The organism is Sediminibacterium goheungense, from assembly GCF_004361915.1.
In the GTDB taxonomy this organism is placed as follows: Bacteria; Bacteroidota; Bacteroidia; order Chitinophagales; family Chitinophagaceae; genus Sediminibacterium; species Sediminibacterium goheungense.
The window spans coordinates 1,559,541-1,574,058 of the sequence record NZ_SNWP01000010.1 but is presented as its reverse complement, the minus strand read 5'-3'; the positions used below and the strand labels follow the sequence as shown (position 1 = coordinate 1,574,058).

General features: G+C 40.3%; 15 protein-coding genes. 11 read left to right on the top strand and 4 right to left on the bottom strand.

The annotated features are described in order from the left end of the window. Positions 1-73 precede the first annotated feature (73 nt). The 6 genes from BC659_RS06710 to BC659_RS17125 all read left to right on the top strand — a co-directional run bounded on the left by BC659_RS06710 (position 74) and on the right by BC659_RS17125 (position 4,201). Entirely contained in the window at positions 74-859 is a 786-nt protein-coding gene (locus BC659_RS06710) for an inositol monophosphatase family protein (protein ID WP_133473893.1), read from the top strand. Between the two features lie 76 nt (positions 860-935). Further along, the gene (gene thiL / locus BC659_RS06705; RefSeq protein ID WP_133473892.1) at positions 936-1,970 is read left to right on the top strand and encodes a thiamine-phosphate kinase; all 1,035 of its coding nucleotides are present in this window, start codon (positions 936-938) and stop codon (positions 1,968-1,970) included. Between the two features lie 6 nt (positions 1,971-1,976). Continuing rightward, positions 1,977-3,467, top strand: coding sequence for a S41 family peptidase (locus BC659_RS06700; protein WP_133473891.1), 1,491 nt, complete (start codon positions 1,977-1,979; stop codon positions 3,465-3,467). A gap of 168 nt (positions 3,468-3,635) precedes the next feature. Continuing rightward, on the top strand, positions 3,636-3,878 hold the full coding sequence (locus tag BC659_RS06695) for a nucleotidyltransferase family protein (RefSeq protein WP_211340716.1): 243 nt from the start codon (positions 3,636-3,638) through the stop codon (positions 3,876-3,878). Further along, positions 3,871-4,044: a HepT-like ribonuclease domain-containing protein gene (locus BC659_RS17080; protein ID WP_211340715.1), complete on the top strand. Its 174-nt coding sequence runs from the start codon at positions 3,871-3,873 to the stop codon at positions 4,042-4,044. Before BC659_RS06695 ends, BC659_RS17080 begins: the two co-directional genes overlap by 8 nt. Then, positions 3,989-4,201, top strand: coding sequence for a HepT-like ribonuclease domain-containing protein (locus BC659_RS17125; protein WP_425470289.1), 213 nt, complete (start codon positions 3,989-3,991; stop codon positions 4,199-4,201). The genes BC659_RS17080 and BC659_RS17125 overlap by 56 nt, the downstream gene beginning before the upstream one ends. A gap of 58 nt (positions 4,202-4,259) precedes the next feature. Here BC659_RS17125 and nagA read toward each other — a convergent pair whose 3' ends face one another. The 4 genes from nagA to BC659_RS06670 all read right to left on the bottom strand — a co-directional run bounded on the left by nagA (position 4,260) and on the right by BC659_RS06670 (position 7,831). Beyond that, positions 4,260-5,357: an N-acetylglucosamine-6-phosphate deacetylase gene (gene nagA, locus BC659_RS06685; RefSeq protein ID WP_133473890.1), complete on the bottom strand. Its 1,098-nt coding sequence runs from the start codon at positions 5,355-5,357 to the stop codon at positions 4,260-4,262. A gap of 71 nt (positions 5,358-5,428) precedes the next feature. Then, positions 5,429-6,244 (bottom strand): amidohydrolase, encoded by an 816-nt coding sequence (locus tag BC659_RS06680; protein WP_133473889.1) that lies wholly within the window; start codon positions 6,242-6,244, stop codon positions 5,429-5,431. Between the two features lie 36 nt (positions 6,245-6,280). Next, the gene (locus BC659_RS06675) at positions 6,281-7,216 is read right to left on the bottom strand and encodes a lipid A deacylase LpxR family protein (RefSeq protein WP_133473888.1); all 936 of its coding nucleotides are present in this window, start codon (positions 7,214-7,216) and stop codon (positions 6,281-6,283) included. A 132-nt stretch (positions 7,217-7,348) separates the two neighbouring features. Next, the gene (locus BC659_RS06670; RefSeq protein WP_133473887.1) at positions 7,349-7,831 is read right to left on the bottom strand and encodes a regulatory protein RecX; all 483 of its coding nucleotides are present in this window, start codon (positions 7,829-7,831) and stop codon (positions 7,349-7,351) included. Positions 7,832-7,894: 63 nt separating this feature from the next. Here BC659_RS06670 and BC659_RS06665 point away from each other — a divergent pair, with 63 nt between their 5' ends. The 5 genes from BC659_RS06665 to BC659_RS06645 all read left to right on the top strand — a co-directional run bounded on the left by BC659_RS06665 (position 7,895) and on the right by BC659_RS06645 (position 14,490). Beyond that, a complete protein-coding gene (locus BC659_RS06665; protein WP_133473886.1) occupies positions 7,895-8,311 on the top strand; it encodes a response regulator in 417 nt (138 codons plus the stop codon). Positions 8,312-8,424: 113 nt separating this feature from the next. Then, positions 8,425-9,540: a DNA polymerase III subunit beta gene (dnaN, locus tag BC659_RS06660; protein WP_133473885.1), complete on the top strand. Its 1,116-nt coding sequence runs from the start codon at positions 8,425-8,427 to the stop codon at positions 9,538-9,540. 275 nt (positions 9,541-9,815) lie between these two features. After that, positions 9,816-10,637, top strand: a complete 822-nt coding sequence (locus BC659_RS06655) for a sterol desaturase family protein (RefSeq protein WP_211340713.1) — start codon at positions 9,816-9,818, stop codon at positions 10,635-10,637. Positions 10,638-10,700: 63 nt separating this feature from the next. Further along, complete coding sequence (gene kdsB / locus BC659_RS06650) at positions 10,701-11,429, top strand: 3-deoxy-manno-octulosonate cytidylyltransferase (protein ID WP_133473884.1); 729 nt, start codon at positions 10,701-10,703, stop codon at positions 11,427-11,429. A gap of 82 nt (positions 11,430-11,511) precedes the next feature. Beyond that, positions 11,512-14,490: a PAS domain S-box protein gene (locus BC659_RS06645; RefSeq protein WP_133473883.1), complete on the top strand. Its 2,979-nt coding sequence runs from the start codon at positions 11,512-11,514 to the stop codon at positions 14,488-14,490. Positions 14,491-14,518 lie beyond the last annotated feature (28 nt).

Here is a 14,518-nt window from a genome sequence, read left to right as displayed (position 1 = left end):
ACAATGACAATCTGACTTCTTATTTCTTATTCCTGATTCCTGATTTCTTCTTCCATCTCGTTACTTTTGCAGCATGCTAAAACAAACCCTTATCAAGGCTACCGAGGCTGGTGCCGCAGAATTACAGCGATTTTTCAATGGTAATTTCAAAATCAGTAATAAAGAAGGAATCAATAACCTGGTAACAGAAGCCGACCACGCGGCGGAGAAAGCCATTTTTGAAGTGATCAGACAGGATTATCCCGATCATTTTATTTTGAGTGAAGAAACGGGAGAAATTGTACAGGATTCTTCTTATAAATGGATCATTGATCCGATTGATGGTACCGTAAATTTTGCGAACGGTATTCCTATCTGTTGTGTGAGTATTGGTATTGAGCAGGATGGACAAATGATACTCGGTGCGGTGTACAATCCTTTTATCAATGAATTTTATTTTGCACAGAAAGGTTTTGGTGCCACACTGAACGATAAAAAAATACAGGTAAGTGATAAAACAGAAGTCATTAAAAGCTGTCTGGTAACCGGTTTCCCTTATACCTATCTGGACATGGAAAACGGACCTTTACAGGTATTCGAAAAATTAATCAGAAAGGGTGTGCCCGTAAGAAGACTGGGTAGTGCGGCCATTGATCTTTGTTGGGTAGCTGCGGGTCGATTCGATGGTTTCTATGAACATAAATTACAGGCATGGGATAGTGCAGCCGGTTTTCTGATGGTGGAAGAAGCAGGAGGTAAGGTAACAGACTTTACAGGAGCGTATTACTCTCCCTATCAGCCACACATCATTGCTACCAACGGAAAAATTCACGATGAACTGGTAGCCATTGTGAATGGGGCAGCTGTGGAGTCGCGTTAAGAAACAGAGGAACAGAGAAATATCGAATATCTGATTTCGCGGTTGAACATTGGGTATTCATTATTCAATATTAATTATGAGTGAAACAAGAACAGAAATACAAACCCTGGGTGAGTTTGGTTTAATCGATCATCTGACGCGTAATTTCGAAACACATAATGCATCCACCATACTGGGTGTGGGCGATGATGCGGCAGTAATAGACCATTTTGGTAAACAGACTGTGATCAGTACAGATCTGCTACTGGAAGGCATACATTTCGATCTTATGTACACACCGTTAAAGCATCTTGGCTATAAAGCGGTGATGGTAAACCTGAGCGATATCTATGCAATGAATGCCACACCTACACAAATAACCGTGAGTATTGGCATGAGCAATCGTTTTAGTGTGGAAGCCATCAATGAACTGTATGAAGGCATACATATAGCCTGTGAAAAACATGGGGTTGACCTGATTGGCGGAGATACTTCTACTTCTCAGAAAGGATTGATTATTTCAGTAACAGCTATTGGTGAAGTAACACCAGACCAGTTTGTAAAAAGAAGCACCGCATCAAAAGGCGACCTGATTTGTGTGAGTGGCGATCTGGGGGGTGCTTTTCTGGGGTTGACTTTGATGGAAAGAGAAAAGAAAATTTATTTAGAAAATCCACAGGTGCAACCCGATCTCGAAAATGAAAGCTATATCGTAGGCAGGCTGTTAAAACCAGAAGCCAGAAAAGATATCATTGCTTTTTTTGAAAGCCAAAAGATCGTACCTACAGCCATGATGGATGTAAGTGATGGTATCAGCAGTGAAGTACTTCACCTTTGCAAGCAGAGTAACCTGGGCTGCCGTATTTATGAAGAGAAACTTCCGATTGCAGAAGACAGCAGAAAAGCAGCATTCAAATTTGGTTTGGATCCTACGGTGTGTGCCCTGAATGGAGGTGAAGATTATGAATTGATCTTTACCCTGAAACAGGAAGATCATGAAAAAATTACACTGAATGAAGAGATCAGTGTAATTGGCTATATGACAGAACTGGAAGAAGGTTGCAAATTACTCACCAAAGGAGGTAATAGTTTTGCCATCACTGCACAAGGCTGGAATGCCTTTCAGCAATAATCGCTTATGAAGACAGTAAGCTCAATGGTTGCAGTGCTGGTATTGGTTGCGGGTATCTGGCAACAGGTATCTGCACAACGTATGCCGCCACCATTACCCAAAATGGCAGCGGCACCATTGATAGAAGATATTGTACTACTGAAAAAAATACTGGAAGCCAATCATCCCAGTTTGTATTGGTACACACCCAAAGACAGCATTGATTACTATTTTCAGGAAACCATTGCTGGTATTACCGATTCATTGAATGAGCCAACATACAAAAACCTCGTTTCGAAACTGGTGGCACGTATACGATGTGGCCATACTACCGTTCGCTTTTCAAAAGCATATGGTAAAATAGCTGGTCTGTATCGCTACCCGCAATTTCCCTTGTCTGTCAAAGCATGGGACGATAGTCTGGTAGTATTAGGTAGTATCCATCGGAACGACAGCATTTTCAAACGAGGTACCATCATTACTGCCATCAATCAACGAACTCCGGCACAGCTACTGGACACCATGTATCAATATATCAGTACCGATGGATATGGCATAAACCATAAAAGCCAGGTGATCAGTGGGAACTTTCCCGGTTGGTATAAAACCATTCTGGGTGATGAGGATTCTGTATATATCATTCGCTATATCGATTCAACCAATAGTGAAAAAGAAACGACGATAAAAGCCTATCGACCGGTAATAGATACAGGCAGAAAAAAAGAAGCGATAAAAGAACCGCGTTTAACAAGAAGGGAAATAAGAAAGCTTACTCTCCTCAATAAAAGGAGTATGCTAATTGATTCAGCCGCAAGTACGGCCTATATAAGGCTCACTACCTTTACCGGCGGCAGGTTAAAGAGTTTTTTTAGAAAATCATTCAGGACGCTGAAAAAACTATCCATACAAAACCTTGTGATGGACCTGAGAGAGAATGGCGGTGGTAATGTGAGTAATAGCATAAGGCTTACTCAATATTTAATTGATAAGCCTTTCAGGGTAGGCGATACAGTAGCAGCTATCAGCAGAAAATTTACCTACGGCCGTTATATCAAACCAACTTTGATTTATTGGTTTGCTATGAACTTCGGTGCCAGCAAAGAAAAAGATGGAAAAATTCATTACAGAAGGTATGAGCGTCATGAATATATGCCGAGAGAAACGCATCATTACAATGGTAAAGTGTACCTGATACAGGGTGGTTATACATTTTCTGCCGCCACCATGTTTATTTCACAACTGCAGGGCCAGCCGAATGTAAAAGTAGTGGGTGAAGAAACGGGTGGAGGCTATTATGGTAACTCAGCCATGCATATTCCCAAAATCACGTTACCCAACTCGGGTATAATGGTGAGTTTACCCATGTATCGTTTGGTAATGGACAAAGACCGCCCCAAGGGTCATGGTATTATACCTGATATTACAATCAAGCCATCTTCTCAGGCAATAAAAGAAGGATATGATATTAAACTGGCGGAAGTGAAGAAGATGATTGGTGCCTCTAACGATAACAGGTAAGAGAATGAGCGAATACTTATCTTTTGAAGTGAAAGAATCTTTACGTCAAACACTATCTGATTATCAGCATCTTAGACCTTAATAATAGATTATCGGAGGGTTTCGTATCTTTGTAGTATAACACAATTAGCGTCTATAAAAGGCATGCTGGTTAAACTAAAGCCGTAATTGATTGAAAAATACGCAATCAGTGAAATCGGTCTTTTTGGGTCTGTTGTAAGAGACGATTTCTCTTCTGCTACAAGTGATATCGATATTATCGTAGATTTTTCCAAACCTGTTGGTGTAGAGTTTATTGATTTGGCTGATTATCTTGAACAAAAGTTCAAACGAAAAATTGATCTTGTATCTAAAAAAGGGATTAAACTTAAATATTATCAGGCAATAGAATCTGATATTGTATATGTCTAAAAGATCCACCGGTTTACTAATAGAAGATATACTCGAAAGTGGACAGAAAATTCTGGACTATACCGAAGGCCTGACTTTAGAGGATTTTACAACCGATTCCAAGACGGTTGATGCAGTTATCAGAAACTTTGAGATTATTGGTGAAGCTGCAAATAGGGCTACCTGAGGAGTTTAAAGAGATACATAATGAAATAGACTGGCATAAGATTCGCGGTTTCAGAAACAGAATTGTTCATGACTATTTTGGTATAGATTATTCTATAGTCTGGAATATCAAAGAAACATTTCTTCCACAGATGATAGTACAACTACAGAAGCTTTAAGACCAAGGTTGCTTCTGTTACATGTGGTTTGCTGAGTTTTATGTGTTCCCTGCGGTATTTACTCATCCACCACTTTCAAAACTTCCAGTGTCTCTGTTAAGCCCACCATTGCTACATTGTAGCCCTTTTCAATTCTACCGGTTCTGTGTGAAAGACCCATTACCTGTGCCGGATAGAGGCTGCACATACGTAAGGCTTCATCCAGTGTAATATGTGCTTTTTGAACGAGATTCTTTACACAGCCTATCATATTCAATGCAGAACCACTCAGGGTTCCATTCGATTCGTATTTATCTCCATTAAGCTTATGCGGATAAGGTCCGGTGGTGGTATTGGTAACCGCATCGGTAATGGCAAACAGTCTTTCATTCATTTGTTTTTTAGCAATGCGGATGGCTGCAAAATCTACATGGTAGCCATCGGGTACGATACTGCACATTACCGACTCATGATCGAAAATAGCACCTACCAGTCCTGGTTCACGATGCTGTAATGCGCTCATGGCATTGAATAAGTGTGTTGCTGTTGGAATGCCCTTATTGAATGCATCGATTGCTTGCTGATAAGTAGCATTACTATGTCCGGCAGAAATTACAATACCATAAGATCGGATGAGGTTGATGATATCCGCTGAACAGGTTTCAGGCGCCAGGGTAATCATAGTGATGATACCCTTTCCATAGTCAAGTAAAGCTTGCACCTGATCAACCGTTGGTACATGTATAAATTCTGCTAAATGTGCACCTCTTTTTACGGGATTGATCCAGGGGCCTTCAATATGTAGACCCATACAGCCCCTTCCACCGTTTTTCTGGTAAGCAGCAACTGCATCAATCGCTTTTTTAAAAACATCATAGCTATTGGTAGCCACTGTAGGTTGAAAATAAGCGGCACCGCCCTCTCTGCAATAATGGTACAAAAGTTCCAGTGAAGCGGGTTCCGGATATACTGAGAGTAGGCGATCATGCGCACCATAAATCTGAATATCCATTAAAGCGGGTGCCATTACAGGGAACTGTGCAGTATAAGGTTCATGAATAACTGTAGCGGGTACAATATCTACAATGGCAGATCGTTCTGTAACCACCACCTGCTGTTCCAGCCATCGGCTGCCGGTAAATAAACGGTTGGCAAAATAAGTGTTGCGCTCTCGCATAAAATTATTTTCTCCTGAATATTTTTTGTAAGGCAGCTATAGCTCCCCTTACTTTGAAGATTTCATATTCCTTATTTCTCTGTTCCCTGCCTCTGGTCTTGCGTTATATAAAAGCTATCTGCATCTTTCCAAAAAGGAAATCTCGAACGAACATTCTCCACCGATTCTTTTTGTAGCGTAATGCTGAAAATATCTTCATCGTGTTCTTTATGGTACAGAACTTCACCTAACGGATCTATTACCATACTATTACCACTGTGGTAAATATTGTTACCATCATTACCCACCCTGTTTACACCAATTACATACGATTGGTTTTCGATGGCACGGGCTGTAAGCAAAGTCTTCCATGCATGACTTCTTCTTTCGGGCCAGTTGGCCACATAAATGATGGCGTCAAATTCGGGTCCTTGTTCATTCGTTTGCTGGCGTGCCCATACTGGGAAACGCAGATCGTAACAAATCTGCAGGTTGATTCTCCATCCTTTTACCTGTGCAATCAAACGTTTATTTCCTGCTGTATAATACTGGTCCTCTCCTGCAAAAGCAAAACGATGTCTTTTATCATAGTAACCAAGCTCACCATTGGGTAATACCCATAACAAACGATTATAAAAATGATCGCCATCCTGTATAATCAGGCTACCTGTGAGTATGATTTTCTTTTGGGCAGCCATTCCTTTCATCCATTGAACCGAACTACCATCCATGTTTTCTGCCAATGCTTCCGGGCGCATGCTAAAACCGGTACTGAACATTTCGGGTAGTACAACGATTTCTGTTTTTTCTTTAATACTATTGATTTTCTCCTCAAACATTTGGAGATTGGCAGTTTTATCTTCCCAGTATAGTGAAGACTGAATAATAGAAAAACTAAGTGATGACATAACTGCAAGTTAATCGGAAAGAAGACAGGATGTTCATTAAAACATACGGATACCTATTTGCAGTGAGCCATAATTCTGGGCGGTTAGTTGTATGGCGGTTTCTTTCGATTGGTGTACAAATTCAATACGACTGCTGAAACGATCCTGAGCAAAGCAAATGCCCAGACGTTGTTCAAAAACCCATGTTTCAGGTTTTGCCAATACTGCTCCAGTGCCTTTGCTGAAAAGCCCGCCCTGTAAAGTTGCATTGTATACCTGTAGTATCCAGGCAGGGTAAGTATATACAAAGAGTTCTGTTTTCTTTTCCGGCAATGCATATCCCGATGAAGCCCTTGTATTGAAGAGTGCAGAACGATTATTTTTTTCAAATGCCCCCAAGCAGAAAATAGCGCCAGCTTTTATATTGGTAAAGTTGGTACCCAATGTGGCTTCTGCCAGAGGAACCAGCTTAACAGTATTTCTGTAATGAAAGAGCGTTTGGGCATATGAACCATACAAATCTAAACCCATAGCGTTTCTCACCTGATATTTCCATCCTTCAAAACGCTTATAATCGAGTAGTTTATGATATGTATTCTGAAGGGCTTCACCCAATGATGCTTTACCTACCAGACTAATATTACCACCCCATTGTAATAGCGCATCTTTTTTATAACTGTTGATTTGTGTGTATTGCATAAAGAGATAACCACAATAAGGTCGATCAATTTCATTGGTGGTTTCTGCTTTTCGGGAAGCAGGTGTAAATATTTTCTGCCCTAGGGTAAATGAGTGAATTTTTTTACGTTGGCTGGTACTGTCGGCTATACGGTAGTTGAAAAAAATGCCGTTGGTATAATAGGCATCTTTAATTTTAAAAAGAAAGGCATCATTTTCTGTGGTAAACGAAAATTCTTTCCGCAACAATTTCTCCTGTTGCGCAATACAACAAAAACATATCAGAAAGCAGACAATCGCAAGCAGTAGCTTCATCAGGGGGGCCTTGGGTAAACTAAGATAAACTATTCCCGAATATTCTCTGCGCAACCTCCGTTATCTCATGTTCTTTGTGGTGTCCTTTATAATGTCGGTACGCTTGATGGGCAACATGGAATGTTATCCCGGTTACTCCTTATCGGCTCTTCTGATTTGCTCAATGGCTTCGTGAATGAGTTGTGGTTCATACCCTTTGTGGAGGAGGAATTGGGTGGTTTTGGCGCGCCGGTTGAGGTGCTGTTCATTTTTTAAGGAACGCCACTTAACAGCCGCCATTTTTTGTAAAACAGCTCTGTAATCCTCCTCATTAATTTCTTTTAAGGCAGATTTAATATTTGCAGAACTAATCCTTTTCTGCTTCAGCTCATATATAATTTTTACCCTGCCCCATTTCTTCAGACGGAAGTGTCCGCCGGCAAATTGTACCGCAAAACGGGCTTCATTCAGGTAATCTTCCTCTATCAGACGGCTGATCAGCAGATCAACATCGGTTTTGCGTATACCAAAGCCAAAAAGCTTTTCCTTAACCTCCTGATGGTTTCGCTCCTGATAGGCACAGTAATGTTTTATTTTTTGCCAGGCCTGATCGGGGGTTAGGTTATTGCGAAACATATGGTGGACAATAAATTGTACTTTTATTAGTTATATTTGTTTGTAAACCTGAATTCCTGTTCAATGAGCCTTATTCAACATTCGGTTTGTTTAATTGATGATGACAAGATCTATCAGTTTACAGCAAGAAAAATGCTGGAAGCAACCGGTATGGCCAAAAATATCCAGTCTTTTTATGACGGTAGTGAAGCACTTGCTTTTTTCTCAGGCGAAAATAGCAAGGATATAGCGAACCTGCCCGATGTGATTTTTCTAGATATCAATATGCCCGTTATGAATGGCTGGGAATTTTTAGATGAGTATGAAAAATTGTGTAACGATTTTCCCAAAAATATGCTGCTCTATGTAGTGAGCTCTTCTGTAGATGATGCAGATATAAGACGCTCACACCAGTATAGCTCCGTAACAGATTATATTGTAAAGCCCATTACCCGGATGCGTTACCAGGAATTGCTGGAAAGCCTTGGCCGGGTTTCCTGATCCAATCCACAACTCATTCACATTGTTGCTTTTCCCGGAATCATTACCCTGAATTTTGGTTGCGGAATGTTAACATTTTGCATTAGGTTTGTTGCGTATCTAAATTCCACAGAATGAAATTTATTGTTTCTTCCTCTTCTCTCTTAAAACACCTGCAGCAGATCAGTGGTGTAATTAATGCGAATACGGTTTTACCGATTCTGGAGGACTTTTTATTTGAAATACAGGATAAAAAACTCAATGTAGTAGCCACCGATCTGGAAACCGTGATGCGTGTTCAGATGGACGTGGAAAGTAAGGCAAACGGTAAGGTTTGTATCCCGGCGAAAATCCTAATGGATTCTTTAAAAAACATTGCAGATCAACCACTTACGTTTAATATCGACAAAAATTTCGCCATCGAAATCACCAGCGATAACGGTAAGTATAAAGTCATGGGGGAAAACCCGGATAATTTCCCTAAGGAACCTGCTGCTGATGATACTACCGGTTTTGAAATGACCAGCAGTGGATTACTGACTGCCATCAATAAAACCCTCTTTGCAGTAAGTAATGATGACCTCAGACCTGCCATGACAGGTGTATTTTTTGAATTATCGAAAGATGCGGTACAGTTTGTAGCTACTGATGCACACCGACTGGTAAAATACAAGCGAACAGATGCAAAAGCTTCTAAAACAGATTCATTCATTGTGCCTAAAAAGCCATTGAACCTGTTAAAGAATGCATTGCCTGACAATGACGATGCCATTACCGTAAGTTATAACAGCAACCATCTTTTTGTAAACCACGGTTCAACACAGATGATTTGTAGACTGATTGATGCACGTTTTCCCGATTATAAGGTGGTGATTCCTGCAGACAATCCATACAAACTAATTGTAAACAAAGCCGATTTCCAGAATGCATTGCGTCGTGTAAATGTGTTCAGTAACAAAAGCACCAACCAGGTAGCTTTGAGCATTACTGGCAGCGAATTACAGATGGCCGCCCAGGATATTGATTTTAGCTTTGAGGGTAATGAAAGAATGAACTGTCAGTATGATGGTGAAGACCTTCAGATTGCTTTCAACGCCAAGTTTCTGATCGAAATGCTGAGCGCAGCAGATACCGAAGACGTAAAAATGGAACTATCAACCCCTACCAAAGCGGGTCTGATTAAACCCACAGAACAAGCCGAAGGGGAAGACCTGCTGATGCTGGTAATGCCTTTGATGTTGAATAATTAAGCTTCTGCATCTTAATAATAATAAGACCCCGGGTAATTTCCGGGGTTTTTTATGCAAGTCCGGTAGTCGGGAGAGTCCGAAAGTCCGGAAGAGGATATATGGCTAGTAAGACCTCGATGTAACTCCGTGCCCTACTCTGTGAAAACCTGCGGTTTTTTACCCCGGCGTTTCGCGGCAAGTTCAAAATGATACAAACCTCTTCCGGACTCTCCGACTTTCGGACTCTCCGACTTCCCTACATTTTAATTATCTTGAAGTAACAATTGCCAGCCATTATGATCGATTCAATCATTCAATATTTCAGTACGATTCCAAGTTTGCACCGGGCATTGATTCTTGCAGGTGGTATTACTTTTTTCTGGATCATAGAAGGTGCCATTCCTTTGTTCCGGTTCAGTTATAATAAATGGAAACACGCATCAATTAATATTTTTTTCACCTTTACCACCATCATCATCAATTTTGCTTTTGCTTTATTGATCGTACAATCGAGCGACTGGGCAGTGGCGAAAGGTTTTGGCTTACTGCAATGGATCAATCTCAGTTCCATATGGTTCCTGCTGCTTGGCCTTTTGTTACTTGATCTTGTTGGTGCCTGGTTTATTCATTTTATTGAACATAAAGTGAAGTGGATGTGGAAGTTTCATATGGTACACCATGCAGATACACATGTAGATACGACCACTGCGAATAGGCACCATCCTGGCGAAAGTGTATTCAGGGCTGTATTTACAACCATTGGTGTTGTATTATGTGGTGCACCCATGTGGCTGGTAATGTTGTACCAGAGTATGAGTGCGGTACTTTCACAGTTTAATCATGCAAATATCCGCCTGCCTTTATGGATGGATAGAGCGATCAGTTGGGTAATCGTTTCACCTGATATGCATAAAGTGCATCACCATTATGTTCGTCCGCAAACGGATTCTAATTATGGTAATATTTTTTCTATCTGGGATCGCCTATTCGGCACATTCAATTACACACCTGTAGAGCAATTACGTTATGGTCTTGATGTGCTCGATGATAGCACAGATGAAAGCCTTACTTATCAGCTAAAAATACCTTTTGATAGAAATGTAAAAACTGATTATTAGGATGGCGTTCATTTGATCGTTAGATTTTGCATAAGAACTTCGATCTTTACTTAAAATTGGTTCATGAAAATTGCGGCTTTTATTCCTGCTCGATATGCAGCTACCAGGTTTCCGGCTAAGCTGATGCAAACGCTTGGTCCGAAAACAGTGATACGTCATACCTACGATAATACCCTCGCAACCGGTTTGTTTGATGAAGTATATGTGGTAACCGATAGCGATATTATTTTTCAGGAAATTATCACGCATGGAGGCAGGGCTATCATGAGTAAAAAAACGCATGAAAGCGGTAGTGATCGTATTGCAGAAGCCATAGCCGATCTGGATGTTGATGTGGTGGTAAATGTACAGGGTGATGAACCTTTTGTAAAAAAAGAACCGCTGCAACAATTATTACGGGTTTTTGAAGGAGAAGAAGGGGGAAATGTGCAGGTAGCATCACTGATGCAGGTATTGAAAGAGAAAAAATTTATTGAGGACCCCAATTATGTAAAAGTAGCGGTTGACAGAAACTACCATGCACTGATGTTTTCAAGGAGTGTATTACCCTATCCGAGGAGTACAGATGCATCTATTACTTATTACGAACATATTGGTGTATATGCATTCCGCAAACAGGCATTACTCAATTTCACCAACTGGCCTATGACACCACTCGAAGCTGCAGAAAAAATTGAATGTCTGCGCTATCTGGAATATGGTGTACCCATAAAAATGGTGGTTACAGATTATATGGGTGTGGAGATTGATACACCGGAAGATCTGGAAAGGGCACAAAAAATGCTGACCTGAAAAAGCCCTTAAATCAGTGAAACAGTGAATGGCAAGACCTATCTTTACAATACCCCGGTCTTTACCCATAACTGATTGAAGTATGAGCAATTTCCCAAAGAGCAAGACACCTAAAATGTATGGAAGGGTTCGCTGGTTATTTTTCTTTTCTGTTCTTACATTGATTTTTTTGGGCGGGGTATTATACCAGCAGCAAAAAGACCTTTCAAAAGCCAGTTACTGGCTAAACCATACCTATTCTATACTGAAAGAAGTTTCGCAGTTAAAATCATCAGTTGCCAGAGCTGAATCATCTACACGAAACTATATTCTCTCAAAAGATACTTCCTGGAAACAATATATAGTAAAAATTCAGGCAGAGTCACAGCTCTACCTTACACAACTGGCCGAAAGAATAAAAAATGACACAGCTTTCTCTACCGACCAGTTAGCGTCGGTTAAGGAACTGATTCATAATAAAAGCGAATTTCAAAAGGCTGTTCTGGAAGGCAGACAAAGCCATGAAGAGATCATGGAAAGGATGGAATACCGGGGTGAAGGTGCCATATACTCACAGGCTATTTATAAGATACTGGATAGTATGACAGTTATAGGCGAAAGACTGCTCATTAGAAGGGCAACGGCAAATGAACGAAGCTCATCTAGTATTGGTTATACTTCTCTTATTGGAGGCATCATTGCATTCATTGTAGTACTTATCCTGATTATACAGTTGAACAGAGACCTTGCATTGCGTAAAAAAGCAGAAGAAAGTGTGGGATATAGCGATGAAAAGTACCGAAATATAATTGAAAACGCCAGTGTGGTAATGTACACAACAGATGAAAATGGTACCATAACTTTTGCCAATAAACAGGTTGGAGACCTTACGGGTTACACGGTAGAAGAACTGATCGGAAAAGATTTTTCATTTTTATTACATCCCTCATGGTTACAACAGGTATTCAATCATTATACCAACCAATTTCAGCAACGAATACCCTCAACTACACTTGAGTTTATTACCAGAACAAAAAGCGGGCAGCAAAAATGGGTGGAACAAACAGCACAGCTACTTATAAAAGACGATCTGGTACTCGGGTATCAGTGTATGGTAAAAGACATAACAGAGAAGAAAAGAATTGAGCTCGAGTTAAAAGAAGCTGAACAGCGTTCAAAAGAAAACCAATTGAGACTGGAGGCCATTCTGGAAAATACCACATCACTCATCTTTATTAAAAATCTGGATGGTCGTTATATCATGGTTAACAGAAGGTTTAAAGAAATGATGGGTGTAACAGATGAAATGGTGATTGATAAAACCGATTATGACTTCAGTGAAAAAGAAGCGGCAGATCATTATAAAAGACTGGACGATGAGGTAATCAGTACCAGAAAGCCTGTTGAAGCAGAAGAATGGATATATGGTACTGAAGGAAGAAAGAATTTACTGGTGATTAAGTTCCCACTGATCGATCATCGCCGAAAAATATTTGGCATTGGTGGTATCGCTACCGACATCACCGACAGGGTATTGTACCAGCAAAAGTTAATTGAGGCCAGAAAAAATGCGGAAGAAGCCAAGTATTTGCAGGAGCAGTTTCTGGCGAATATGAGTCATGAGATACGTACACCGATGAACGGTATACAAGGTATGACCAATCTATTATTGCAAACGGAACTCAATAGTCAGCAGAAAGAATTTACAGGTATGATTAAGCGTTCTGTAAACAACCTGTTGGTAATAGTGAATGATATACTTGATTTTTCAAAAATTAAAGCAGGCCGTCTGACGATTGATAAAACAAGTTTCAGTATCAGAGAAGTGCTGAATAATATCCGGGCACAGTTTGAACATGAAGCGGCAAGAAAAGAGCTGCAATTGATTATTGAGTGTGAACCTTCCTTACCGGAAACTATAATTGGAGATCCTTACCGCCTTAATCAGATACTGGTCAATATCGTCGGGAATGCAGTGAAGTTTACAGTATCCGGCGAAGTGCGGATAAAAGTAGAGCAGGTAAATCAGGAAGGTAGTAAAGCAAACTTTCTATTTACAGTAACTGATACAGGTATTGGCATACCGGAAGATAAGACAACGGTCATTTTTGATGCATTCACACAGGCGGGTCCGGATATTGCACGTAATTATGGCGGAGCCGGTCTGGGTCTGGCTATATGTAAAGGTTTGGTTGAAATTCAGCAGGGAAGTATTGCTGTAGCAAATATACCAGGTGGTGGTTCTGTATTTTCTGTAAGTATTCCTTATGATATACTGGAGCAGGAAATAACACAGGAACCGGAAGACGAATCACTGCTGCTGAAAGGTAAAAAATTTCTGGTAGTAGAAGATAATGAGGTAAACCAGAAACTGGTATCCTATGTATTGAAAAAAGTAGGCGGTACAGTTGATATTGCCCATAATGGCCGAATGGCCATTGATCTGCTGGAAAATAAAAATGCAAATTATGATTTGATCATTATGGATATTCAAATGCCCGTAATGGATGGATATGAAGCAACAGAATATATACGAACCGTATTGAAGCTGCAAACACCAATTATTGCCATGACGGCTACAGCATTGAAGGGCGATCAGGAAAGATCGGAACAGGTAGGTATGAATGAATTTATGTTGAAACCTTTCGATTTTAATCACCTTTATAAAAGATTAGTAAAACTACTTTCTACACGAAAAGAATCCATTACCGAAAACACCGACAACATGAATGGTGAAAAGCTGTATGATCTATCCCTGCTGGAAGGATTAGATGATAAAGACTCATTACTGGATGTACTGAATTTATTTATGGAGAACACGCCTAACCAGATAAGGGAACTGATAGCCCTTGGAAATACAGACCAGTATGATGAAATGTATAAGTTGGCCCATAAATTGAAAGGAGCTTTGGCCATGTTGCAGGCTTCCCGCATTTCTGAATTACTGGGAACTATTGAAGCCAATGCCAGAGAAAGGACGGAAACCGATAGAATAAGGGACAAAATAGGTGAAGTAAGCCGCCTTTTCGACCAGATGCAGAAACAATTAACAGAGGAAAAGGAACAGATCATGGGTCGATAAAAGAAAACCCGTACTTTTAAAAATCAAT